General features: G+C 64.8%; 22 protein-coding genes. 9 read left to right on the top strand and 13 right to left on the bottom strand.

Annotated features, from left to right (window positions below):
* Positions 1–708 precede the first annotated feature (708 nt).
* The 3 genes from DFR67_RS13615 to DFR67_RS13605 all read right to left on the bottom strand — a co-directional run bounded on the left by DFR67_RS13615 (position 709) and on the right by DFR67_RS13605 (position 4,720).
* On the bottom strand, positions 709–2,208 hold the full coding sequence (locus tag DFR67_RS13615) for a class I adenylate-forming enzyme family protein (protein WP_110470047.1): 1,500 nt from the start codon (positions 2,206–2,208) through the stop codon (positions 709–711).
* Between the two features lie 104 nt (positions 2,209–2,312).
* The gene (locus DFR67_RS13610) at positions 2,313–3,473 is read right to left on the bottom strand and encodes a thiolase C-terminal domain-containing protein (protein WP_084836513.1); all 1,161 of its coding nucleotides are present in this window, start codon (positions 3,471–3,473) and stop codon (positions 2,313–2,315) included.
* Positions 3,470–4,720, bottom strand: coding sequence for a Zn-ribbon domain-containing OB-fold protein (locus tag DFR67_RS13605; protein WP_110470132.1), 1,251 nt, complete (start codon positions 4,718–4,720; stop codon positions 3,470–3,472). Before DFR67_RS13605 ends, DFR67_RS13610 begins: the two co-directional genes overlap by 4 nt.
* 131 nt (positions 4,721–4,851) lie before the next feature.
* Here DFR67_RS13605 and DFR67_RS13600 point away from each other — a divergent pair, with 131 nt between their 5' ends.
* From DFR67_RS13600 to DFR67_RS13590, 3 genes are read left to right on the top strand one after another with little or no spacing between them, the layout of a single operon-like run.
* Entirely contained in the window at positions 4,852–6,024 is a 1,173-nt protein-coding gene (locus DFR67_RS13600; RefSeq protein ID WP_425451273.1) for an acyl-CoA dehydrogenase family protein, read from the top strand.
* 12 nt (positions 6,025–6,036) lie between these two features.
* A complete protein-coding gene (locus tag DFR67_RS13595) occupies positions 6,037–7,164 on the top strand; it encodes an acyl-CoA dehydrogenase family protein (RefSeq protein WP_245937928.1) in 1,128 nt (375 codons plus the stop codon).
* Complete coding sequence (locus DFR67_RS13590) at positions 7,157–7,942, top strand: enoyl-CoA hydratase/isomerase family protein (RefSeq protein WP_110470045.1); 786 nt, start codon at positions 7,157–7,159, stop codon at positions 7,940–7,942. Before DFR67_RS13595 ends, DFR67_RS13590 begins: the two co-directional genes overlap by 8 nt.
* A gap of 11 nt (positions 7,943–7,953) precedes the next feature.
* Here DFR67_RS13590 and DFR67_RS13585 read toward each other — a convergent pair whose 3' ends face one another.
* The 5 genes from DFR67_RS13585 to DFR67_RS13565 all read right to left on the bottom strand — a co-directional run bounded on the left by DFR67_RS13585 (position 7,954) and on the right by DFR67_RS13565 (position 12,938).
* Positions 7,954–9,021 (bottom strand): CaiB/BaiF CoA transferase family protein, encoded by a 1,068-nt coding sequence (locus tag DFR67_RS13585; RefSeq protein ID WP_084836606.1) that lies wholly within the window; start codon positions 9,019–9,021, stop codon positions 7,954–7,956.
* A gap of 65 nt (positions 9,022–9,086) precedes the next feature.
* Entirely contained in the window at positions 9,087–9,863 is a 777-nt protein-coding gene (locus DFR67_RS13580; protein WP_110470044.1) for an enoyl-CoA hydratase, read from the bottom strand.
* Positions 9,860–10,576: a FadR/GntR family transcriptional regulator gene (locus DFR67_RS13575; protein ID WP_245937927.1), complete on the bottom strand. Its 717-nt coding sequence runs from the start codon at positions 10,574–10,576 to the stop codon at positions 9,860–9,862. Before DFR67_RS13575 ends, DFR67_RS13580 begins: the two co-directional genes overlap by 4 nt.
* Entirely contained in the window at positions 10,573–11,748 is a 1,176-nt protein-coding gene (locus tag DFR67_RS13570; protein WP_245937926.1) for an acyl-CoA dehydrogenase family protein, read from the bottom strand. The genes DFR67_RS13575 and DFR67_RS13570 overlap by 4 nt, the downstream gene beginning before the upstream one ends.
* Positions 11,745–12,938, bottom strand: a complete 1,194-nt coding sequence (locus DFR67_RS13565) for an acyl-CoA dehydrogenase family protein (protein WP_110470043.1) — start codon at positions 12,936–12,938, stop codon at positions 11,745–11,747. Before DFR67_RS13565 ends, DFR67_RS13570 begins: the two co-directional genes overlap by 4 nt.
* A gap of 118 nt (positions 12,939–13,056) precedes the next feature.
* On the opposite strand from DFR67_RS13565, the gene DFR67_RS13560 reads away from it, so the two are divergent.
* A complete protein-coding gene (locus DFR67_RS13560) occupies positions 13,057–14,106 on the top strand; it encodes a TIGR03617 family F420-dependent LLM class oxidoreductase (protein ID WP_110470128.1) in 1,050 nt (349 codons plus the stop codon).
* A 127-nt stretch (positions 14,107–14,233) separates the two neighbouring features.
* Positions 14,234–15,211: an NAD(P)H-dependent flavin oxidoreductase gene (locus DFR67_RS13555; RefSeq protein WP_084836608.1), complete on the top strand. Its 978-nt coding sequence runs from the start codon at positions 14,234–14,236 to the stop codon at positions 15,209–15,211.
* 94 nt (positions 15,212–15,305) lie between these two features.
* Here the strand turns inward: DFR67_RS13555 and DFR67_RS13550 are convergent, their stop codons facing one another.
* A complete protein-coding gene (locus DFR67_RS13550; RefSeq protein ID WP_110470042.1) occupies positions 15,306–16,478 on the bottom strand; it encodes an amidohydrolase family protein in 1,173 nt (390 codons plus the stop codon).
* A gap of 293 nt (positions 16,479–16,771) precedes the next feature.
* Between DFR67_RS13550 and DFR67_RS13545 the strand changes: the two genes are divergently transcribed.
* From DFR67_RS13545 to DFR67_RS13535, 3 genes are all read left to right on the top strand, one after another.
* Complete coding sequence (locus tag DFR67_RS13545) at positions 16,772–17,053, top strand: acyl-CoA synthase (protein WP_094647437.1); 282 nt, start codon at positions 16,772–16,774, stop codon at positions 17,051–17,053.
* A complete protein-coding gene (locus DFR67_RS13540) occupies positions 17,054–17,479 on the top strand; it encodes an acyl-CoA thioesterase family protein (RefSeq protein ID WP_084836520.1) in 426 nt (141 codons plus the stop codon).
* Between the two features lie 120 nt (positions 17,480–17,599).
* The gene (locus DFR67_RS13535) at positions 17,600–18,448 is read left to right on the top strand and encodes an alpha/beta fold hydrolase (protein ID WP_110470041.1); all 849 of its coding nucleotides are present in this window, start codon (positions 17,600–17,602) and stop codon (positions 18,446–18,448) included.
* A 39-nt stretch (positions 18,449–18,487) separates the two neighbouring features.
* Here the strand turns inward: DFR67_RS13535 and DFR67_RS13530 are convergent, their stop codons facing one another.
* From DFR67_RS13530 to DFR67_RS13520, 4 genes are all read right to left on the bottom strand, one after another.
* The gene (locus DFR67_RS13530; RefSeq protein ID WP_110470040.1) at positions 18,488–18,883 is read right to left on the bottom strand and encodes an acyl-CoA synthetase family protein; all 396 of its coding nucleotides are present in this window, start codon (positions 18,881–18,883) and stop codon (positions 18,488–18,490) included.
* Positions 18,840–19,748, bottom strand: coding sequence for an AMP-binding protein (locus tag DFR67_RS13525; protein ID WP_158539958.1), 909 nt, complete (start codon positions 19,746–19,748; stop codon positions 18,840–18,842). Before DFR67_RS13525 ends, DFR67_RS13530 begins: the two co-directional genes overlap by 44 nt.
* 95 nt (positions 19,749–19,843) lie before the next feature.
* Positions 19,844–19,975, bottom strand: coding sequence for a hypothetical protein (locus DFR67_RS31385; protein WP_281268339.1), 132 nt, complete (start codon positions 19,973–19,975; stop codon positions 19,844–19,846).
* Between the two features lie 40 nt (positions 19,976–20,015).
* A complete protein-coding gene (locus DFR67_RS13520) occupies positions 20,016–21,188 on the bottom strand; it encodes a thiolase family protein (protein ID WP_110470039.1) in 1,173 nt (390 codons plus the stop codon).
* Between the two features lie 180 nt (positions 21,189–21,368).
* Here DFR67_RS13520 and DFR67_RS13515 point away from each other — a divergent pair, with 180 nt between their 5' ends.
* Positions 21,369–22,238, top strand: a complete 870-nt coding sequence (locus tag DFR67_RS13515) for an acyl-CoA thioesterase (RefSeq protein WP_146240441.1) — start codon at positions 21,369–21,371, stop codon at positions 22,236–22,238.
* Positions 22,239–22,287: the final 49 nt, after the last annotated feature.

The raw sequence follows: 22,287 nt of genomic DNA, 5'->3' as shown, positions 1-22,287 counted from the left end.
CACCGGCGGCCGTGAATATCTGGCGGCGTTCGAAACCTACGCCGCGGAAGCGCGGATCGACATCGTGCGTGCGTTGCCGGCGGCCCACATCGGGACTCGAACGCGTCCGGATGCTGCCATCCGCGGGCGGCAGCGAAGGGTTGAGGCTCTCGTTCGGTCCGGTTGGGCATCGTGCCTGGCAGGACGGCCGGTATCTCACTGCCCGCGAGGCGGTCGTACTATCGAATGCCAGCAGGGCATCCTCGGCAAGAAATCGATACTGCGGGACCTGCAATGCGACTCGGCGGCATTGGTTCCGCGATCGATGTCCTGCTCGATGCGGCCCGGACTTCGAGCGCCACCGTGGTGCATGCAATGCTCGAAGGACCGCTGGATGGTAAACCGTCGGGCACCGCACGGGTGTGGCGCAGCATGGGGCCGGCGACTCGGGACTGGACGCCCGGGTCCGAGCCCACTCGGGTCATCTCGGCGCTGCATGCGCCCGGCGTTCTCGTGATACCGCGCCACCACGGGTGGTCCCGCCCTCGGACTCCGAACTGATGGGCGGTCCTGCGTGGGCGTGGTGTACGGACCGTTGCCCTCATGGCCAGGATCACCACCACCGGCGACCGAGCCTCGTGTCGCGGGCCATGCGGAACAATGCACCTACACAAAAGACGATCCGCCCAGCACGCGGACCGTCTTTCGTATCTCGGGGCGTGCGAGGTCTCAGGCGTTACCGGTGACGGGTCTCAGTTCCTGGATCAAGTGGCGGCGCAGTATCTTACCGGTCGCCGTGGTGGGAAGTACGTCCCGGAAGACCACCCGGTCGGGGGTTCGGGAACCGCGCAGCGCCTTGCGCGCGTATGCCCGCAACTCCTCGCCGTCTGGCTCGGTACCTGGCTCCGGCACCACGATCGCGACGATGCTCTGACCCCACTCCGGGTCCGCCACACCGATCACGACAACCTGGTGCACTGCAGGGTGTTCGATGAGGACATCCTCGAGTTCGGCGGGAGCGATGTTCTCACCCCCGCGGATGATCGTGTCGTCGGATCGCCCGGTGATGAACAGGTAACCGTCGGCGTCCAGTGTCGCGATGTCTTTGGTGGGAAACCAGCCCTCCTCGTCGAGAACCGATCCGATCTCGTCGTATTTGCCGGATACCTGTTCGCCGCGGACGTACAACTCACCCGGCTCGCCCTGCGGGACCACCTCGCCGTCCGCGCCACGGATCTGCAAATCGATTCCGGGTACGGGTTGGCCCACCGAAGCCAGTCGCGCGGCCACAACGGGATCCGACGAACTGAGCGCCGCCCGATGATCGTCCGGTGTCAGGACGGCGATAGTGGAACTCGTCTCGGTCAGACCGTATGCGTTGACGAATCCGACGTCGGGCAGCAGCGCGAGAGCCTTGCGTACCAGCGGCAGACCCACCTTTGCGCCACCGTAGGCGAGGTTGCGCAGCGTGGGCAGTTCCACCGGATTCTGCTCGAGCGTGGTGATGATCCGGTCGAGCATCGTCGGAACGACGGTGGCAGTGGTGACGCCCTCTTGCCGGATGAGGCGTATCCACTCCACGGGATCAAAACGGCGCAGGTACACCATCTTGCGCCCGGAGTAGACGTTCGACAGCGCGGCGCCCACGCCGGCGATGTGATATGGCGGGACCGCGATCAGAACCGCGTCTTCTGGTGCGGCGCTGTCGAACTCGACGGTTTGCATGACGTAGCTGGTGAGATTGCTGTGCGACAGCTGGACCGCTTTGGGTCGTGACGTGGTGCCGGAGGTGAACAGCACCACCGCGAGATCATCAGGATCGACGAACCTGGTGAACGGCTCGGCGGTATGGGCACGGTCGAGGATTTCGTCGGAATCCTGAAGACGCTGCGCGGGAACGTCGATCATTTCGCGATACTCACGGTCCACGACGACCAGCGGATGCGGCAGGCGCGCGATCAGGCTGTTGATGCCGTCCGCGCTCAGTCGGTAATTGAGCGGGGTGAACGGGATCCCCGCCTGGGCGGACGCGAACAACAGGAACGGCAGATGGGCGCCGCCGGTGCCCACGTACACGACGTGCTGAGCACCGGACTCCGTGATCACACCGGCCCCGCCTGATGCGACGGTGGCCAGCTCGGTCACGGTCAACCTCAGCTCATCGGCCACCACCGCGGTGCGGTCTGGTTGTGCGGATGCGGCCATTTCCAACAGCAATGAGATCGACACGCGTAACCCTTTCCATAGCGCTTCGGCAGCGCAGAACCAGAGACTATTACCAGTCAGCCATATGATTACACTATTTACATGCCGGAGCGGAATTGCCCGGCGGGTCAGCCCCGATCGTTCGACAGAATGGTCACAGCCGACACCGCGGTCGGTCCACCGATATTGTGGGCGAGCGCGATCCGCGCGCCGTCCACCTGGTTTTCCGACTCGCCACGCAACTGGTTGAACAGCTCGTAGCACTGCGCCACCCCGGTGGCGCCCGGCGGATGTCCCTTGGCTTTCAACCCTCCGCTCGGATTGATCGGGATCGATCCGCCCACATAATGTTCTCGCGCCTCGACCAGTTTGTACGCCTCGAATCGGTCAGCGAAACCGAGGTCTTCGTAGCTGATCAACTCGACGCCGGTGAAGCAGTCGTGGACTTCGGCGACATCGATGTCAGAGGGTGTCACGCCGGCCATCGTCATGGCGGCCTTGGCGGCCTTGACGGTCGGCGGGAAGGTGGTCATGTCCTTCTTGTGCTGATGCATGACCCGGTCCATGCCGAGGCCGACCCCACGCACCCACACAGGACGGTCGGTGAATCGATCCACCGCATCCTCTGATGCCAGGATCACGGCCGCCGCCCCGTCGCTTTGCGGTGTGCAGTCGTACAGTCCGAACGGCGCGACAACCGTCGGTGCCGCCAGCGCCTGCTCGACCGTTATCTCGTATCGCAGTTGCGCTTTCGGGTTGTTCAGGGCGTGGAAGTGGTTCTTGACCGCGACCATCGCCATGTGCTCTTTCGTGGCAGGCGACTCGTGTAGGTACCGCGTCACGTGCAGTGCGAAGTTGGCAGGCGCCACCAGGCCGAGGGGATAGTCCCACGCGTTGTCGCGGGTCATGGCCGCCCACTCCCAGAAAGTGGTGTTCGACGCCGTCTCGCGGACCTTGTCCGCACCCACCACCAGTACGACGTCGTAGAGTCCGGACGCGATCGCGAGCGTCGCGTTCCGGATGGCGTCATTGCCGGTGGCGCAGGCGTTTTCGACACGGGTCACCGGGATGTCGGTCAGGTCGAGGGTGTCGGCGAGAATGCCCGACGGAAAGCCGTCGGTGGTGGCGAGCTCGCCGAACCACGCGGCCTCGATGTCGGCCTTGCTGAGCCCTTTGTCCACAGAGCCCGCAGCCTCGGAGTAGGCCATCGGGATGAGGTCCTTGATGCCGAGGTCGAAATGCTCGGCGAACGGCGTCATCCCGGCGCCGACGATCGCAACTTTCCTCATTGACGTGCTCCTTCGGTCGCGGCAGCGGTCACCGCGGTTGTGGGTTCGGCGGGCCGCCCTGGCCAGAATGCGTATCCGTAGTCGGGAATGCCGTTGCGCATCGCGACCCGGCGCAGCACCACTGCTCCGGGCTGACCGATCTCGATGTCGCCGGCGAGTGCGCCGGTGACCTTTAGGAGCACACGCACCGGGCTGTCGGTGAGCTGGACCAGCGCAATGGTGTACGGGCTGGGCAGGTCCGGCACCGGGATCTGGATCGTCGTGTGGGTGTAGACCTCACCCGTGCGCGGCAGCGGCTGCAGTGTGTAGTCCGATTGCAGGTTCCCGGCGTCGTCGACCCGTCGCCGCGGGGGGAAGACCAGCTCGTCATCACCGGGGAAGATGGCAGCTTCCCATCGCAATTTGGGTTCGAAGGCGCGCGCGTAGGCGGCCAGCGAGATGGGGATACCGATTCCTGGTGCGATGGTCGCCTTGGGGAGTTCGCCGGAGATCGTCTCGTCGCGGGCAACGACCGGGGGAGTGTCTCCGAGGTGCAGCGTGGCAACGCTTGCAACCGACTGCTCGGTGGCCAGGATCAGCCCGGCCTGGCCGGCTTCGACGGCTTCTGCGAGTACCCGGATCGCGGCGCTCGCCGATGTGCTCGGATCGTTGATCGCAGCTCGACCGAAGGCGCCACCGATGAGTGCGGCCTTGACGCCGGCGACGGCGGCGACCACGAGATCGGGCTGTTCGGAAACGCCGAGCCGGGCCACTGTCGTCTTGACGCCGACCTCCCGTTGGAGGCGCGGGTCGGCGTATTCGCGGCGTTCGCCCTGGTCGTTGCGAATCACCACCGGCAGGCTCCGGGTCTGCCCGCCCGCCGCGACCAGTCGGGTGCCCGTCGGCGCGGTCCCGGTCAGTACGGCACCGGCCCCGGCCGCTGTCGGAGAGTCGTCGGCCGCGATCACCAGGGTATGCGGATCGGCCATGGCCACCTGGTCGAGCGCCGCGGGAGCGCCGCCGAGGACTTCGGTGATGGGTACGTCGGGATCGAGCGAGAGACCGGCGAGCAATACCGCTGCATTACCGCCCTCGATGAGTGGCATATTGCGGGACACCACAACGATCCGCTGGGCGCGGACGTCGGGATCGGCGGCCCGTCCGGCCGCGACGGCCATGGTGACCGCGTCCTCGTCAGGACCGCGAACCCGTTTGCCTGCTTTCGTCCATGGCGGCACATACGTCCCGATAGCTACGATCTCACTCAAGGTTTCGCCATTCATCCAATGTGCGCCAGTGCGGCCCAACGACTTTCTAATAGGGTATATAGTTAGCTGATTAGGGGCAACTGTGCGATCAGTTCGCAACGGTAGGTCGACGGTGCCCGGAAGGGGTCCACGTGAGCGGTTCATATGCCCTGCTGGGCATGCATCAATCCGAGCTGGACGCGGTTCGCGGGCGAATCCGCGACTTCCTGGCGACCGACCGCGATCGGTTCGGCTGGCGTCCGGCCGTGGACTCCTGGTTGTCGCGCTGGGATGCCGACTTCAGCCTCAGACTCGGCGAGGCCGGCCTCCTGGGACTGACCATTCCGGAGAGTTACGGCGGCCGCGGCAGCGAGCATCTACAGCGCTACGTCGTCACCGAAGAGCTGCTCGCGCAGGGCGCGCCGGTGGCAGCGCACTGGGTGGCCGACCGCCAGGTGGCGCCGACACTGCTTCGTTTCGGTACCGAGGAACAGAAAACCCGCATCCTTCCCCAAATCGCCAGCGGCCATTTCTATTCGGCCATCGGTATGAGTGAACACGGTGCCGGTTCCGATCTGGCGGCGGTGAAGACCAAGGCCACCAGGGCAGACGGCGGCTGGGTCATCAACGGCACGAAGGTGTGGACGAGCGGCGCTCATCATGCGGACATGGTGGTGGTGCTGGCCAGGACCTCGCCCGCCGATCCCGAAGCCCGGCACAAGGGCTTCAGTCAGTTCCTGGTTCCGACCGATGCTGCGGGCGTCGGCATCAGCCCGATCGAATTGCTCTCGGGTGAGCATCATTTCAACGAGGTCGCCTTCACCGACGTCTTCGTCCCCGACTCCGAGGTCCTCGGTGAGATCGGTAACGGATGGCATCAGGTGACGGCCGAACTGTCATACGAACGCAGTGGTCCAGAGCGCCTTCTTTCCACGATGCCGCTATTGCTGGCGGTCATCGGCTGGCTGAGCTCCGACGACGTCTCGCCGTCCCCGTCCGTCACGGCCGCCGTCGGAGACCTGGGCGCGCGGGTGATCTCGCTGCGTCAGTTGTCCACGGCCGTGGCGCGAGCACTCGAGGCCGGCAAATCCCCGGCGAATCAGGCGGCGCTGGTGAAAGATCTCGGGACCAGGTTCGAGCAGGAATCGGTTGATCTCGTCGCGCGTTTGCTCGACGACGTCGAGGCCGAGACAGGCTGGCGACCAACCCCCGAGATCGCCGGCCTGCTGCGAGACGCCCGGCTGCATCAGGCGTTGTTCACCTTGCGCGGCGGAACCAACGAAGTGCTGCGTGGCGTTGTCGCCCGCGGCCTCGGGCTGCGTTAGAGGAAGTCGGGAATGACCACAGTCGACCCTGGAAGGGATGCGATGGCAGCGCTCGGTGACGCGCCGGCAGAAGGCAACGACGATCTGAGGGCACTGGTCATCGATCTGGGCACGCGGTCGCGAGATCGGCTCACCGGACAGCGCAGTCGGCCGGTCGGGCTCGACGAGGTTCTCTGGGCGAACCTCGAGGAAACAGGTCTGAGCCGGCTGACGAGCACCGCCGAGTTGGAGGCGGGGCCCGCGCAGGCGGCGGTGCTGCTGAGCGAGCTGGCCGGGTTCGCGTGTCCGGTTCCGATCGCCGAGACCGATCTGTTGGCGGCGTGGCTGTCGGCAGAGATCGGGCTGGTGGTGCCGGAATCAGGACCTCTGACAGTAGGTTTCGGCACCGCTGCCGCGGATGGCGATGTGCTGATCGCGACGGTGGAGGGCATTCCGTGGGCATCGGACTGTGCGGCAGTGCTGGTGGTGCTCGAGCGCGACGAAGGCCGATGCATCACCGTGATCGACCCGGCCGTGCATCCGGTGAGCACCACTGACAATCTGGCCGGTGAGCCGCGCGGACGCATCGAGGTGTCGGTGCGCGACGGCGAGTGCACCGAACTGTCAGAGTCGACGTACACCGAACTGATCCGGAGAGGGGCCTGGGCGCGATGTGTGCAAACTCTGGGCAGTGTTCAGTCGGCGGTGGAACTCACCGTCTCCCACACCCGCGAGCGTGAACAGTTCGGCCGTAGCCTCAGCAAGTTCCAGTCGGTGCAGCACCAACTGGCCGCGATAGCCGGCTCACTCGAGAGAGGTAGGGCGGCAGTGGCATTGGCAGTGGCCGCGGCCGACGACATGGGCTTTGGCGCAGACGAGGCGGACTTCGCGGTGGCCGTTGCGAAGGTCACGCTCGGACAATGTGTCGATGAGATCGTCGGTACCGCGCACCAATTGCACGGCGCGATCGGCGTCACTGCCGAACACTCACTCTGGTTGCACACCATGCGAGCTCGCAGCACAATCTCCGAATTCGGGGCGCCGCGCCGCTGGTCCGAACAGCTGGGTCGGCGGCTCCTTGCCGGTAATCCGTGGGACGTGCTGACGGCTTCGATTCGTCTTGACACCGAGCACGCGACGGACGGCTCGCGCCATGACTGACCACGAGTGGGTGGTCGACGATCACATCGGTACGTTGACGCTGGACCGGCTGAATCGGGGCAACGCTCTCACGTTCACGATGGTCGACGCGATGACCGACGTGATCCGGCGGGCCGTCGCAGACGAGTCCGTGCGCGTCATCGTCATCACCGGCCGAGGTGACCGCTCGTTCTGCTCGGGTATGGATACCCGCGAGTTCGCCGGACTCGAGCTGACGCCGCTGCAGCGCAAACGCCACCTCCACGAGCACGTGCATGAGCTGATCAGGACGATCAATGCGTGCGACAAACCGATCATCGCGGCGATCAATGGCAATGCCCAGGGTGCCGGCCTCGACCTGGCACTCGCGTGCGATATGCGAGTGATGTCGCGTGGCGCCAGGGCTTCGGAGGTGTACGTCTCTCTGGGGCTGACCTCCGGGGCCGGTGGCGCCTACTTCCTGCCGCGCCTGGTGGGTCGGGCCAAGGCGATGGAATTGTTGCTCAGCGGTGCAGCGATCGATGCCGAGGAGGCAGAGAGGATCGGCTTGGTCAACAGTGTTGCCGACAGTGCCGATCTGCCCGCCGCTGCCCACCGGCTCGCGAGATCGATTGCCAGACACGCGCCTACAACAGTTCGGGCGATGAAGCGTTCCATCGATCAGGCTTCGCGCTCGGACCTCGATACCTCCCTGGACCTGCTGTCATCGCACTATGCCGTCCTTGCCACCACCGACGATGCCGCCGAGGCGATCGCCGCGTTGCGGGACAAGCGAACTCCGAACTACACCGGGAACTGAGCGTGCGCTCGTCAATCCTCGTCGCCTGCCCAGACGCCGTGGATTGAGCGTTCGTGCACCGGCAGTGTCGGTGGTGGCGATGGGGTTCGCGAAAAGCGCGGAGCCGCTGCGGGCTGGGTCACACCCTCGAACTCGATGATCGAGTCGCGGTGACGGAACTGCGGATCGTCGGGGGCTTCGGAAAAGTCGAGGACCGGGGTGACGCAGCAGTCCACGGTCGCGAAGATCTGCGCCCACTGGTCACGTGGCTTTCGTTGAAAGCGGTTGGCGATCATTGTGCGCAACGCCGGCCAGGCATCTCGGTCGTACTGTGCCGGTGCGGCGGCCTGGTCGATGTCGAGTGTGGTCAGAAACCGGGAATAAAACTGCGGCTCAAATGCTCCCACTGCCATATATCGGCCGTCGGAGCACTCATAGGTATCCCAGAACGGGCAGCTGCCGTCAACCAGGTTGGTCCCGCGGATGTCGGACCAGTAGCCGCTCGGCCGCAGTGTCCACGCCTGCTGACTCAATATCAGAGCGCCCTCGGCCATCGACACATCGATGACTTGTCCCTGCCCGGATGTGTTGCGTTCCCACAGTGCCGACAAGATGCCGGTCACCGCGAACATGGATCCGCCCGCAAATCCGGCGACGAGGTTCAACGGCGGCGTCGGCCGGGAATCTGCCGATCCCATCGAATGCAAGATGCCGGTGGGCGCGATGAAGTTGATGTCGTGCCCGGCAGCGCCGCTCCGCGGACCGTCTTGGCCCCACCCGGTCAGGCGGGCGAAGACGAGGCGCGGATTCCGCGGGAGCAGGTCGCCGGGTCCGAGGCCCAGACGTTCGGCCACCCCGGGTCGAAATCCTTCCAACAGGACATCGGCGCGGGTGGCGAGTGCGACGACGTCGGCGATCGCGGCCGGGTTCTTGAGATCGGCGGTGATGAGCCGACGCCCGCGCAGCATGTGGAGGGGTGTGCCGCCACCATCCCCGGGACGCTGCACTCGAACCACGTCGGCACCGAGGTCCGCGAGCACCATGGCTGCGTGCCCGGTGGGACCGATGTTCGCCAGCTCCACCACTTTCAACCCGGCCAAGGGGCCGAGTGCCCGCTCGCCGGTAGAGTCCCCCGCCGAATTGACCGGACCGCAGGGCGACACCGTCAACGTGCGCTCTTGTTCTGCGCGCGACCGTGTTCGAGGACAGCTTTGGTGGTGTCGACCAGAGCGAGGGCCTGTGCGGACCACGCCCTGTTGATGTCCGCCTCACGGTCGACGGCCTGCGCGATGTGGTCCCGCGACACTGCATCGTAGAGTTGCCAGACCTCGGCGAGAGTGGCGGCATCGGTGGCGGTGAACGCCTCCGCGATGGCCAGCCCGCGTTCGCGCAGGCCGGCGGACTCCACCACCTGGTTGACCAGACCCCAGTCGAGCGCCGTCGTGGCATCGATGTACTGCCCGGTTCCGCTCATCTGCCGGGCGCGCCGGACTCCGATCGCTTCGACGAGTCTCGCGGTGAGGCCGCCGCCGGGCACGATACCGACCCGGGAGTGGGTGTCGGCGAATCGCGCGTTCTCGGACGCGATCAGGAAATCACACGCCAGCGCGAGTTCGAAACCACCGGTCACCGCCGATCCGTCGATCAGACCGATCACCGGCGTGCGGCAGTTCGACACCCGATCGATGCAATTCTCGGTCTTATCGGTCCCGGTGAATCCCCGTTCGGCCAGCTCCTTGAGGTCCATTCCTGCGCAGAACGCGCCGCCGGCGCCCGCCAGGAGGATGACCGAGGTGTCCGCGGCGGTGTCGGCCGCCGCCAAGGCGTCGATGAGCTGCCGATTCAGGGCTTGGGAGAGTGCATTGCGGGCCTCGGGCCGGTTCAGCGTGATGAGGCGGCATGCACCGATCTGTTCGATGAGCACCAGGTCTGGGGATGTCATGACTCTCCTGTTGTGGGCGTGGATGGAATGCGGGTGGAGGAGACCGATCGGCGACGGCTCATTCCGCGGATGCGACGGCGAACGCTGCGAACCGCCGCCACGGTGTCACCGACCTCGAGCGCCTCGACGAGTTCCACGCTGTGTTTGTGTATCCACTGGTGTTCACTCTGCGAAGGACGGACGCCGTGTGTGCGCGCGAGATTGTTTCCGATGTGGATGAACAACGAGAGCACGGGATTGCCCGACAGCCGTGCCAGCTCGGTGTAGACAGTCACCGGCTCGAACCGCAGGTCGCCGACATCGACCTCGGCCGCGAGTACCTCTCGAAGTCGGGCCAGGCCCTCGGCGTCGATGGTTGCCGAAACATGCTCGACAGCAGCAACCTCGAGAAGTTCCATAATCTGGAACAGGTCGTCAGCAGCGAATCCGTCGTATTCCAGGAACAGTGATGCCTGGTCGAGCACGGCCGACCGGTCAGGGGCCGTCACCACAAGCCCTCCACCTGGCCCTCGGCGCGGTGTGGCGACGTGGCGGCTCTCCAGGATCCGGAAGGCCTCGCGCACAACTGATCTGCCGACCTCGAATCGAGCCATGAATGCGGTCTCGGACCCGAGGGCGGTGCCCACACGCCAGCCGTCGGCTATCACCTCGTCTTCGATACGGCGGGCGATCTCGGCGGCGCGGGTGCGTGAACCGTCTGGGCCGATGGTCATACGTGGACGGGGTTTGGCGTCGGCTCGGCGAGACCGATCAGGCGGGCGAGGGTGCTTTTGTGAACGTCGGCATCGCCGAATACCACGGTGTCGGCGAACGCGCGCTTGAGGTATAGGTGGAGCGGATGATCCCAGGTGAAACCGATGCCACCGTGCATCTGAATCGTTTCTTCGACTACTCGCAAGGCCGTTGCACCGCAATAGGTCTGGGCGAGCGCTGCCGCGATCGTGTGGTCGGCGACCGCGTCTGCCAGGGTCGAGGCCGCATAGATCGCCGCCGCCCGAGCATGGTTGATGTCGATCCACAGGTGGGCGGCGCGGTGCCGCAGCGTCTGATAGGAGCCGATCGGGCGGCCGAACTGGTGACGAACCGTGAGGTATTCGGTGGCCTGGGCCATCGCCCATTCGCAGACTCCGACCTGCTCGGACGCGAGGAGCGCCGCTCCCGTCTCCAGCGCAGTCGTCACCGCGTCGCCGGCCTCCACGCCTGTCGCGATGACCGTGCCGCTGACCTCATCGAGGCCCAGATCCCGCGTGGGCCGGGTCATGTCGACATTGGATCGCCGGGTGGCCCTGACTTTCGGTGTGTCAGCGGTGACCAGCGCCAGGACAAGTTCGTCGCCGCGTCGCGCCGGCACCACAAGGGCAAGTGCATCTGCGGTACCGATGACCTGTTTGACGTTGCCGGACAACACAACCGTATCCAAGCCGGTGTTCGTTGCCCGTACGGTCGGCTCGGCACCGTCGCCGAACGACTGGGTGGCGGGGACGGCGAGGGCGGCGATCGCACCGTCGGCGAGTCGGGCAACCACGTCTGCGGCAGCAGACGACCCGTTGCGTGCGCAGCGCACCAGCGCGGTGGTCGCGACCACCGCACTCGACAAGTACGGCACCGGTGCCAGCGCGCGACCGAGTTCGATCACTACCGCGGCACTTTCACGCGTTGACGCACCGGCGCCACCGAGGACTTCGGGAATGAGTAGCCCGGTGAGGCCCAGATCATGCGAGAGGGCCGACCACAGCGCGTCGTCGAAATCTGCGCCGCCGGCGACGAATTCGAGCCGGAAAGCGGGTGTACAACGGGCGTCCAACAGCGAACGTACAGTGGCCCGGACTTCCTGGGCGGTCGAGTCTTCCACCATGGGAACCGGCGGGGGAGTGGTGATCGTCATTTCGGGATGTCCTGCCACGGGAGGTTCGGATCGAGCTTGAGTTCACGAGGGAGATCGAGGATTCGGTCGGCAATCTGACCGAGGAGGATCTCGGTGGTTCCCCCCTCGATGGTGTTGGCCCTTGCTCGTAGGTAATGGAAGGTCTCCGGCCGGATCGCCGCGTCGTACTCCACCGACCAATCGTCGTAGTCCAGTGCAGCGGACGGATCGAGTTGTGCGAGCAATCTGGTGATGATCTGGTTGTTGGTGGCGGCGGTGACCTTGGCTCCCGAGCCCTCCACCCCGGGCTCGCCGGAAACCATCAGTTGGCGGGTCCGCTCATTCGACAGTCGTGCAACCTCTGCGCGGATCCATGCATCGACCACCACGCCGAACCTGTCGCCGGTTCGCAACTCCGGCCGGTCTCTCCACATCTCGGTGAGTCGACCCATGTGGCCGCCTTCTCGGCATGGCTCGCTGCCCCCGATGATGGCCCGTTCGTTCACCAGTGTTGTGCGTGCGGTGGACCATCCTGCTCCCGGCTCGCTGATCCGGTAGGTATCGGAGATCCTGACGTCGTCCAGGAAGACCTCGTTGAAGTCCGCCTGGCCGGTGGCCTGGCGAAGTGGCCGAGCGTGCACCCCGGGAGTTGTCATGTCCAGCAGAAAATAGGTCATACCGGCGTGTTTGGGCGCGGACGGATCAGTTCGGGCGAGCAGCATCGCCCACTTCGAGATGTGCGCGTAGGTGGTCCATACCTTCTGGCCGTTGATGATCCAGTCGTCGCCGTCCGCAATGGCGCGCGTGGCCAGCCCTGCCAGGTCCGAGCCGGCCCCTGGTTCGGAGAACAGCTGACACCACATTTCTTCCCCCGTCCACAACGGACGAAGGAGCCGCGACTTCAGTTCGGGTGCGGCATGTGCCAGCACGGTCGGTGCCGCCATCCCGAGTCCGATCGGGTTGCGCATGATGTCGGCATGCTCGGCGCCGGCGGCCTCCATGGCCTGCTCTACGTCGGCCTGCAGGCCGCGCTCCCAGCCCAATCCGCCTGAACCCACCGGTGCGTGGACCCAGGCCAGCCCCGCGTCGAAGCGGCGCCCGAGGAACTCGATCGCTGACATCGCGGTGGGATCGTTCTTCGCGAGGAAATCGCGAAGTGTCTGTGCAATACCGTCGCGGTGCGCCGCCGGAGTCTGTTGTGTTGCTGTCATCGCGCCAACTCTCTGGAGTCAATTAGCTACCGAAATATACTGTATCTGCTGTTACATTCTCTGGGAAGAGGCAGAATCGGCCCAATTCCGCCAACGTTATTGCCCGATGAGGAGTGTCATGACAACAAAGACGGAAACCACGGCATCGCTCGACGTGGCGATCGACCCGGGGATGGGCAGTGTTGGCCAGATCGCGGCCGATGTGGAGCGAAGCGGCTTCGGCGGGATGTTCCTCGGGGAAACGTGCCACGACCCCCTGCTGTTGCTGGCGGCCGCATCTCAGACGACATCGACCTTACGTCTGGGTACCAGCATCTATGTGGCGTTCGCCCGAAGTCCCATGGTGACGGCGATCGCCGCGAACGACGTCCAGGCCCTGTCGGCAGGCCGATTGACGCTGGGTCTGGGAAGTCAGATCAAACCGCACATCACCCGGCGATTCTCGATGCCCTGGTCTCAGCCGGCCGCGCGGATGCGTGAATACGTGCTGGCCCTGCGGGCGATCTGGGCGAGCTGGGAGAACTCTGCCCCGCTGCGATTCGAGGGTGAGTTCTACACACACAGCTTGATGACCCCGATGTTTGATCCAGGGCCCAATCCATACGGGAATCCGCCGGTGATCGTCGCCGGGGTCGGTGAGCACATGACCCGGGTGGCCGGGGAGGTGGCCGATGGCCTGCTGGTGCATTCCTTTGTAACCAAACGCTATCTCCAGGAGGTTCTGTTGCCCAATGTAGAAGGTGCACTCGCGGCGGCCGGCCGCTCCCGGGCACAGTTCGAGGTGATCGTCTCTCCCATGTTCGCCACCGGTTCTACCGACGAGGAGGTTGCCGAGGCGCGGGAGTTCGTCCGCGGTCAGATCGCCTTCTACGGTTCGACGCCGGCATATCAGGGTGTCCTCGATCTGCACGGCTGGGCCGGTTTGCACGAGGATCTGTACCGCTCGTCCAAGCAGGGAGACTGGGCGCAGATGCCGTTGATGGTGTCCGACGAGGTGGTCGACGAATTCGCCGTGTCGGCTCCGGTTGAGCGTGCGGCAGCCGAGGTCGACCGGCGTTGGGGTCTGGTGGCCGACCGGATCTCGGTGACGGCAGCCACCGACGCTGCGCTGTCGGCTTGGCGGGATGCACCGAAGTTCTACGGTGGTCGGTCCAAATCAGATAAATGATTATGCGGTAATCTGTCTGCAACGTGCGCGGTGTGCGGCACCTCTTGCTGCCTGAAACGAGACCGTATCAGAGTCGAATTCTCTGATGGAGAGCGTGAGCGCATTCGGCAGAGAGGTTTTCGTATTGATGTTCAAGACCGATTTCACCGAGGCGTTCGGCATCGAACACCCCATCGTCTGTGGTGGTATGACGGGACTGGGCACCGCCGAGCTCATCTCGGCGGTCGCGGAGGCAGGGGCCCTGGGATTTCTCACCGCCCTGACCCAGCCGTCGCCCGAAGCGCTTGCGAAAGAGATCACTCGCACGCAGGCGATGACGGACAAGCCTTTTGGCGTCAATCTGACGATTCTGCCGACCATCGAACCGGTTCCGTACGACGAATACCGAGCAGCGATCATCGAGTCAGGTATCAAGATCGTCGAGACCGCCGGCAGTAGCCCGGCGCCACATCTGCCGGACTTCAAGGCAGCTGGTGTCAAAGTGATCCACAAGGCGGTCGCCGTTCGGCATGCGGTCAAAGCGCAATCCCTTGGGGTCGACGCGATCAGCGTCGATGGATTCGAATGCGCTGGACATCCGGGAGAGGACGACATCGGCGGTCTGGTGCTCATCCCGGCCGCCGCAGCGCAGTTGACCATCCCGATCATCGCCAGTGGTGGAATCGCCACCGGTGCAGGGCTCGTCGCGGCGCTGGCGCTCGGAGCCCATGCGGTCAACATGGGTACCCGGTTCATGGCCACTGCCGAGGCACCGATCCATGACAATGTGAAGAATCGGATCGTCGCGAACTCCGAACGCGACACCATCGTGGTGTTCCGGCAATTCCACAACTCAGCCCGTGTGGCGCGCAACGCGGTGTCCGAAGAGATCGCGGAGATCGCCACGAGGCCTGGCGCGACATTCAAGGACGTCGCCCACCTCGCCTCGGGTGTTCGCGGTCGCGAGCGCGTGCTCGGCGCCGGCGACACCGGAGACGGCATGTGGTGGGCCAGTCAGGCACAGGGCCTGATCACCGAGATCGGCACGTGCGCCAACGTCGTCGACACGATCATGACGTCGGCTCGCGACATTGTCGCTGACCGGCTACCAGGGATGCTGGCCTAGCACCGCCAGGACGCCGGGCCCGTCGAATGGTCCCCGGATCGACGAGAACGGCGATCCGCACACTGTGCGGATCGCCGTTCTCGATGCAGTGTCGTCAGACGCGCGGGAAGTTGAGCATCCGGCGAGCATTGGTCTCGGTGATCATCTCGACCTCGTTGTCAGGAACGTTGGCGAGTACCTCGGCCGCACGCTTGCGGCTGTTCGGCCAGTTGGAGTCCGAGTGCGGGTAGTCGATCTCCAGCATGATGCGGTCGATCCCCGCCTTGTGACGGTTCTCGACACCGAACTCATCGTCGATGAAGCAGCCCCAGAAGTGCTTGAAGTAGAGATCTGAGGGGCGGGCATCGAAGTCGATCGGCTGGTAGTAGCGGTGACGCTCCCAGACGAAATCGGCCCGTTCGAGGATGTACGGAATCCACCCGATGCCACCCTCGGCCAGCGAGAACTGCAGCTTCGGATGCCGTTGCAGCACACCGGAGAAGATCAGATCGACCAGTGACCACATCAAGTTCGTGGAGAACACGGTGATCGCCACCGCGAAGGGTGCGTCGGGCAGCACGACCTGACCGGGTATCGCTCTTGTTCCCGAGAACGAGAAGCCGGGAACATACGACCCGGAGCCGAAGTGCAGGGACAGCACTTGGCCGGTCTCCTCGCAGGCGTCCCACACCGGTTCCCAGTAGGTCTTGTCGTGGAACGACGGCAATCCCAGCGGAACCGGAGCATCCGGGAAGCTGATGGTACGGGAACCCATCGCGGCGGTCCGGCGGATCTCCGCGGCCGACAGTTCCGGATCCCACATCGGGATCAGCGACATCGGGATGAATCGGCTCGGGGCGGTGGCGCACCACTCGTCGATGTAGAAGTCGTTCCAGGCCTTGACGTTCAGCAGCGCAAGGTCTTTGTCCTTGGCACGTTGGAAGACGCCTCCGCCGAAGCCTGGAAGGGACGGGAAGCACAACGCCGCTTCCACACCGTCGACGTCCATGTCCTTCACCCGGGCCTTGGGGTCATAGCAACCGGGAATCATGTCTTCGTAACGGACCGGATCGATGCCCCACTCCTCCGGCGGCTTGCCGGCCACGGCGTTGAGACCGACCGTCGGAAAGATGTCACCGTCGTAGTGCCACACGTGCTTGTTGTTCTGCTCGATGATCCGCGGCCCCCGCTCTTTGAGCTTTTCTGGAAGGCGATCCTGCCACACCATGGGGTGCTCGATGAGGTGGTCGTCGACCGAGACGATCTGGTGATAGTCCTGCAGTGGCATTGTTGCGTCTCCTTTGACGAGGGTCGTTGGCTGCTCGTCCTGAGCGGAAGTATCTAACTGATTGGCCTATTTTGGCCGCCATTCCAGTGAACCAGATCACCTCACCAGATGCGAGGCATTGGCGCACCTTTTTTGGCAATCTTGATTGCCTTCGGGTCGTGCCGCCGGTCAGAGGTCCAGCTCAGTGCCGGGTCGGCGACGGCGATGGTCCTCGATAAGGGCATTTATTAACCTGATTATCGGCGGCCGAGTAGAGTGCTGTCCAGATGCCGTTCGAGACGATGGAGGTTGCGATGGCGGAGAACGTTGGTTACGCCCCAGAGCGTGACGACAAGGACGATCACGATCTGCTCACATACAGTGAGGCGGCCGTCCGGTTGCACGAGGAGATCGAGTCCCTCAAGCAGCAGGCGCGCGACCTCATTGCCGCCGGAGAGTCAGAAGCGCTGACGAAAGCCCAAGAGCGACTCGCTGCGCTGGAAGGTGCTCGCGACCGCAACAGCCGCCAGCCCATCAACGACGAGAACTTCGAGAAGTTCTTCGGATACAAGGGTGTTGCGAGACGGAACGTCTGAGTGCGGCCGCCCGCAGCGCCAGTCAAGGTCTACACCGCTCCCCTCACTCACCGTCCTGAGCGCGACGGCACCGTCTCCGGCAGCGCACACGTTCCCTTCTACCTCGCGATGGAGTACTCCGCAGCTGCGTGGCGTTCGCTGCTCGTCGAGACGTGCGGCGATCTGCTCACCGCCGGCGACCTCGGTGTTGTGGACGTGTCCGCGCAGTTCTCTCGCGAGATGTTCGTCGGCGAGGCGTGGGCCGAGGTGAGCCTGGTCCGACTCGGTTCCAGCAGTCTGGGGTTTCGGGTCGTCATCTTCCAGGACGGCGCGGCCTGTGCGGTGATCACCAACGTGCTCGTGCGACTTGCCCCCGGCCGCACCAGTTCATTACCTCTGACGCCCGCCCAACGTGCCACGCTGAACCGAGTTCTGATAGAGCAGTGAGGTAGGGCCACGCGTTGCGCGCGACGTGGCGGGAAAACGTCAACTACGAGACCAGGAGATCCGTTGGATATTGAAGCCATTGGAAACAAGCGAGTTGATCTACCCGGCGCCGGACTCACGATGGCTGCCGATCGCTGGTCCGACGCCACCGGTCCAGCCAAGGGAGTCGTCGTGCTGTTGCACGGCGGCGGACAGACCCGGCATTCGTGGCGTGCGACGGGCGAGCGGTTGGGCGGGCTCGGTTGGATCGCCTTCGCCGTCGACCTTCGTGGCCACGGCGACAGCGAGTGGTCCGAGCAGGGCGAATATGGTCTCACCGCTCACCTCGGTGATGTGCTGACCCTGGTCGGCGAGATCCGTCGCCGCGAACCCGGACTGCCGATTGCGCTTGTCGGTGCATCCCTCGGTGGGGTGGTGTCGCTGATCGCCACCGGAGAGAACCCGGGTTTTGCGCAGGCACTGGTGCTTGTCGATGTTGTGGTGAAAGTCGAGGAGACCGGGAGCGCCCGGGTGCGCGATTTCATGATGAGTGCGCCTGACGGATTCGGGAGTCTCGAAGACGCGTCGGCCGCCATCGCGTCGTACAACCCGCATCGGCGGCGGAGCGGCAGCCTCGAGGGATTGAAGAAGAACCTGCGTCTTCGCGGCGGCCGGTGGTACTGGCACTGGGATCCACGCAGCATGGAGATCGCCTACACGCAGACCAATCCCGAGCTCCCCAATAGCGCGGTGTCGTATGAGCGGTCCAAGAGTGCCGCGCGCGACATCACCTGCCCGGTGCTGCTCGTCCGGGGCAAGATGTCCGACGTCGTTTCGGACGAAGGTGTGGCCGAGATGCGCGAACTCGTTCCGCAGACGCGTGTGGTGGACATCCGAGACGCCGGCCACATGGTGGCGGGGGACGACAACGATGTATTCACCGACGGACTGGTCGAGTTCCTCGACAGCTCGATCTCCGTGTCTCGCTGACAATCGCGGGACGGGCACACCAAGTCGGTCGAAGGAGCGTCAGACCAGGGGGCGCCGGGCGAGCTCTTCGGCCTCGCCGAGACGGCGTCGCTGTACCTTGCCGACTCCCGGACCGCGGGGAAGTGCGTCCGTCTGGATCATCCACGCCGGTCGCATGAACCTCGGCAGGTCGTCGAGAAGCTGGGACACCGCGGAGGGATCGGGATCGCCGACGACGTAGACGGCAAGCTCTGCGGTGTCCTCGGTGGTCCACGCCGAAGCTTCCTGGACGCCCTCGAGATTCGCGAACATGCTGTCGAGATACGACAGGGGTACGTACTCGCCTCTCATCCGGACCGATTCGCCCATCCGCTCGATGAACACCAGTTCATCGCCTTCGGCCCGGCCAGGGTCACCGGTGCGGAACCATCCGTCGTCGGCGGGGGCCTGGTCCACCACCGCCCGGCAGCGCGGTCATGCCCTCCGGAATGCTCAGCCGTTCTCCGTGACGCCGCAACCTGGTGTGGGTCAATCCACCGAACTCGGTGGAACCATAGCCCGTGACCCCGAGTGGGATACGGAAACGAGTCAGGAGTTCCTCGTTGGCGAAGAATAAGGCCCGCACCGTGTGTGCCCGTGAGGGCCGGATTCTTGAGCAGGATCTGAACCGGGGTCCGTGCAAGATCAGGACGGTCGCATGGTGTTCGGCGACCGTCGCCCAGAACCGGGATGCCGAGAAGCGCGGTGAGGTGGCAAAGTCCGACAGCCCACACAGGGCGCCCATCAGTCCGTATCCGAGTGGGTTGATGTGGAACAGCGGCAACGGCGCGTACACGACGTCGGCGGGCGACAGGCAGAAGGTGTCCGCCACATACTGGCCGATCTCGAGCAGATAGCGGTGCGATTGTGCGCACAGTTTGGGCTTTCCCGACGTACCAGAGGTGTACATCAGCGTGGCGATGTCGAGAGGGTCGCGGTCGGTTCCCCAGTCGCCTCTCCGGTCACCGGTGCGCAGCACCCCGTCAACGGATACGGCGCCGGACAGCACGGCCGAATAGTCGATCTGGTGACCGTCGCCTGCCGCGATTGACCCGGACTCAGAGGCGACTGCAGCGGCACCCACCTCGCCGATGAGGCCGGTTATCAGATCGGCCGGATACTCGGGGTTCATCAGAATCGTCTGCAGTCCGGAGATCTGGGCCGCGAACCAGAACACCGTGTACTGGAGGGGATTGGTGCCGACGAGTAAGAGGGTGGATCCAGGGCTCAGGCCGACATCGGTCAGTGCTGCCGAGACCCGTTGTGCCGCATCGATCGCCACGATTGGGACCAGGTCAGGGGACCGGTACCGAGATCCGATGCCACTTCCGAAGGACTGGCCGTGTCGTTGTCGTGATAGGTCGCGATGGCGTCGATCTAGTCCACCGAGATACCGGCGTCGGCGATGGCGCCCAGGGCGGCCTCGGTGGCCAATTCCAGTACGGTTCGGCCTGATCGACGGGAGAATGCGGTACGACCCACACCGGCGATGACCGAGGTGCCACTCATTGCGGCCACATCGCGGCAGGTCTCGCCGGGATGTCGCGCACTACAGGCGTTCGAAGATGGTCGCGTTGGCGGTGCCACCACCCTCACACATCGACTGCAGCCCGTATCGGCCGCCGGTGCGTTGCAGGTATGCCAGCAGAGTCGTGGCCAGCCGGGTGCCGGACGCGCCGAGCGGGTGCCCGAGTGCGATCGCGCCTCCGGCCGGATTCAGCTTGGCATCGGATGCTCCGGTCTCGATCTGCCATGCCAGCGGTACGGGTGCAAATGCCTCGTTGATCTCGAAGGCGTCGATGTCGTCGATGGTGAGCCCGGATCGTTTGAGAGCCAACGTAGTTGCCGGAATGGGTCCGGTGAGCATCTTGACCGGATCGTCCCCGGTGACCACCGCGGTGTGCACCCGTGCGAGGGGGGTGAGCCCGAGTGACGCCGCCTTCTGCGAGGTCATGACCAGCACGGCCGACGCGCCGTCGGAGATCTGCGACGCGTTACCGGCGCTGATCACGCCACCGTCGAGGAACGGGGTCTTAAGCGTTCCGAGTTTCTCGACGGTTGATCCCGGCCGGATGCCCTCGTCACGGCTGATCACGTCCTCGCCCACGGTGATCGGGACGATCTCCGCGTCGAAGTCTCCGTTCTTTTGCGCTGCCGCCGCACGTTCGTGAGAACGAGCGGAGTACTCGTCAACCTGTTGACGGGACAGTTTCCACTCGCGGGCGATCCGCTCGGCGCCGGCGCCTTGGTTGAACGAACCGAAGAATCCGGGACCGGTGAGTTCCTCGGCGTACCGATCTACGGCCGGCCCACCGGACTTGCCGGCACCTTCGACCGCGGTGGTGGCGCCCATCGGAATCGCAGACATCATCTCCACTCCACCGGCCACGATGACATCGGCCTGACCGGAGATGACCGTTGCGGCCGCGGTCGAGATCGCTTGCTGCGACGACCCACATTGGCGATCGATCGTGAAGCCGGGAACGTGTTCGGGCCAGCCTGCCGCCAGAACGGCCATTCGTCCGACATTGCCGGACTGTTGCCCCACGCTGAGCACATTGCCCCAGTGCACGTCGTCCACCAGATCGGCCGATATCCCGGCCCGCTCGATGAGCGCGTTCAGTATCTGTGCCGACAACGCCACGGCGTGGACACTCGCCAGGCCACCATTGCGCTTGCCGATGGGAGTTCGCGCGGTCTCGACGATGACGGCATCACGCATGCTCGTTCCAATCTTCCGATGAGTATCTTGCTTTCGAGACTATACCGCTAATTAAATTAGCGGTATAACTTTGGGGAAGGCAACGGATGGTTCTTCCGTGTCGGTCAACCCCTCGTGTTCGGTGGTAGTGTTCCCGAGTCACCGAACACGCTCAGCGACAACGATTATTGGAGCCGACGAATGGCAGAGCGGGACCCAGGTGACGCCTCGGACTCGCCCGTGAGCACGGCTCGCGGAGCGGAGAACCTGGCGCTCTTGATCACACTGCTCGAGCTCGAGCCGCTCGACGTCGATCGTTTCCGCGCGGTCAACGACATGGCTCTGACCCCGAACCGACTGTTCGGAGGTCTGATCGCCGCACAGGCGCTGCAGGCCGCGCAGCGGACCGTCCCTGCGGGATTTGCCGTGCACTCGCTGCACACCGCCTTCCTGCGGACGGGCCCCGCCGATGTCCCGCTCACGCTGGTGGTGCATCGGTCCCGCGATGGCCGCTCCTTTGCCTCGCGGACGGTCACGGTCATCCAATCCGACCAGGTGATCTGCACGCTGACAGCGTCATTCCACGTCGAAGAACCGAGCGCGGTTCACGAGGCGCTGATGCCCATCGTCCCCGGGCCCGATGCTGACGGCTGGTCCGAGCCGCTCGACGCGGACTGGGGTCCTCAGCTGGCATTCGAGCACCGGGGACGGGTGGAGAAGGTCGACGGTGCCGTTGTCCGGCGGTACTGGACCCGTCCGGTCGGGGCGGTCCCCGATGATCCCGCGTTGCGCGCGTGCCTGTTCACCGTGTTGACGGACTTCTGGGCAATGCTGCCTGCCGTGGAATCGATCGGGCTCGACCCGACCGGCCCGACCCAGCACATCTCACTCGACCACTCGATCTGGTTTCACCGGTCCGTCCCGCTCGAAGAATGGCTCCTGGTCGAGCAGAGGTCGGTCGCCACGGTCAATTCGCGTGGGCTGGTCTTCGGTTCAGTGTTCACCGCCGACGGTGCGACGATCGCCAGTGTCGCGCAAGAAGCGCTGATTCGTGGACCCCGCGAAGCGTGACTCGGCTGGCTGCTCGCAACTGATCCAAGGCAGAACACCTGCAAATAGC

Source organism: Williamsia limnetica, assembly GCF_003217475.1.
Taxonomy (GTDB): domain Bacteria; phylum Actinomycetota; class Actinomycetes; order Mycobacteriales; family Mycobacteriaceae; genus Williamsia; species Williamsia limnetica.
The sequence above is the reverse complement of the archived record's forward strand: the minus strand, read 5'-3'. Positions and strand labels throughout refer to the sequence as shown.

Excerpts from the sequence above, each read along its gene's own strand:
- DFR67_RS13575 (WP_245937927.1), bottom strand. The coding sequence starts at position 10,576 with ATGACCATCGGCCCAGACGGTTCACGCACCCGCGCCGCCGAGATCGCC.
- DFR67_RS13565 (WP_110470043.1), bottom strand. The coding sequence starts at position 12,938 with ATGACAGCAACACAACAGACTCCGGCGGCGCACCGCGACGGTATTGCA.
- DFR67_RS13595 (WP_245937928.1), top strand. The coding sequence starts at position 6,037 with ATGACCACAGTCGACCCTGGAAGGGATGCGATGGCAGCGCTCGGTGAC.
- DFR67_RS13520 (WP_110470039.1), bottom strand. The coding sequence starts at position 21,188 with ATGCGTGATGCCGTCATCGTCGAGACCGCGCGAACTCCCATCGGCAAG.
- DFR67_RS13555 (WP_084836608.1), top strand. The coding sequence starts at position 14,234 with ATGTTCAAGACCGATTTCACCGAGGCGTTCGGCATCGAACACCCCATC.
- DFR67_RS13590 (WP_110470045.1), top strand. The coding sequence starts at position 7,157 with ATGACTGACCACGAGTGGGTGGTCGACGATCACATCGGTACGTTGACG.
- DFR67_RS13550 (WP_110470042.1), bottom strand. The coding sequence starts at position 16,478 with ATGCCACTGCAGGACTATCACCAGATCGTCTCGGTCGACGACCACCTC.
- DFR67_RS13515 (WP_146240441.1), top strand. The coding sequence starts at position 21,369 with ATGGCAGAGCGGGACCCAGGTGACGCCTCGGACTCGCCCGTGAGCACG.
- DFR67_RS13535 (WP_110470041.1), top strand. The coding sequence starts at position 17,600 with ATGGCTGCCGATCGCTGGTCCGACGCCACCGGTCCAGCCAAGGGAGTC.
- DFR67_RS13580 (WP_110470044.1), bottom strand. The coding sequence starts at position 9,863 with ATGACATCCCCAGACCTGGTGCTCATCGAACAGATCGGTGCATGCCGC.
- DFR67_RS13560 (WP_110470128.1), top strand. The coding sequence starts at position 13,057 with ATGACAACAAAGACGGAAACCACGGCATCGCTCGACGTGGCGATCGAC.
- DFR67_RS13570 (WP_245937926.1), bottom strand. The coding sequence starts at position 11,748 with ATGACGATCACCACTCCCCCGCCGGTTCCCATGGTGGAAGACTCGACC.
- DFR67_RS13610 (WP_084836513.1), bottom strand. The coding sequence starts at position 3,473 with ATGAGGAAAGTTGCGATCGTCGGCGCCGGGATGACGCCGTTCGCCGAG.
- DFR67_RS31385 (WP_281268339.1), bottom strand. The coding sequence starts at position 19,975 with ATGAGTGGCACCTCGGTCATCGCCGGTGTGGGTCGTACCGCATTCTCC.
- DFR67_RS13545 (WP_094647437.1), top strand. The coding sequence starts at position 16,772 with ATGGCGGAGAACGTTGGTTACGCCCCAGAGCGTGACGACAAGGACGAT.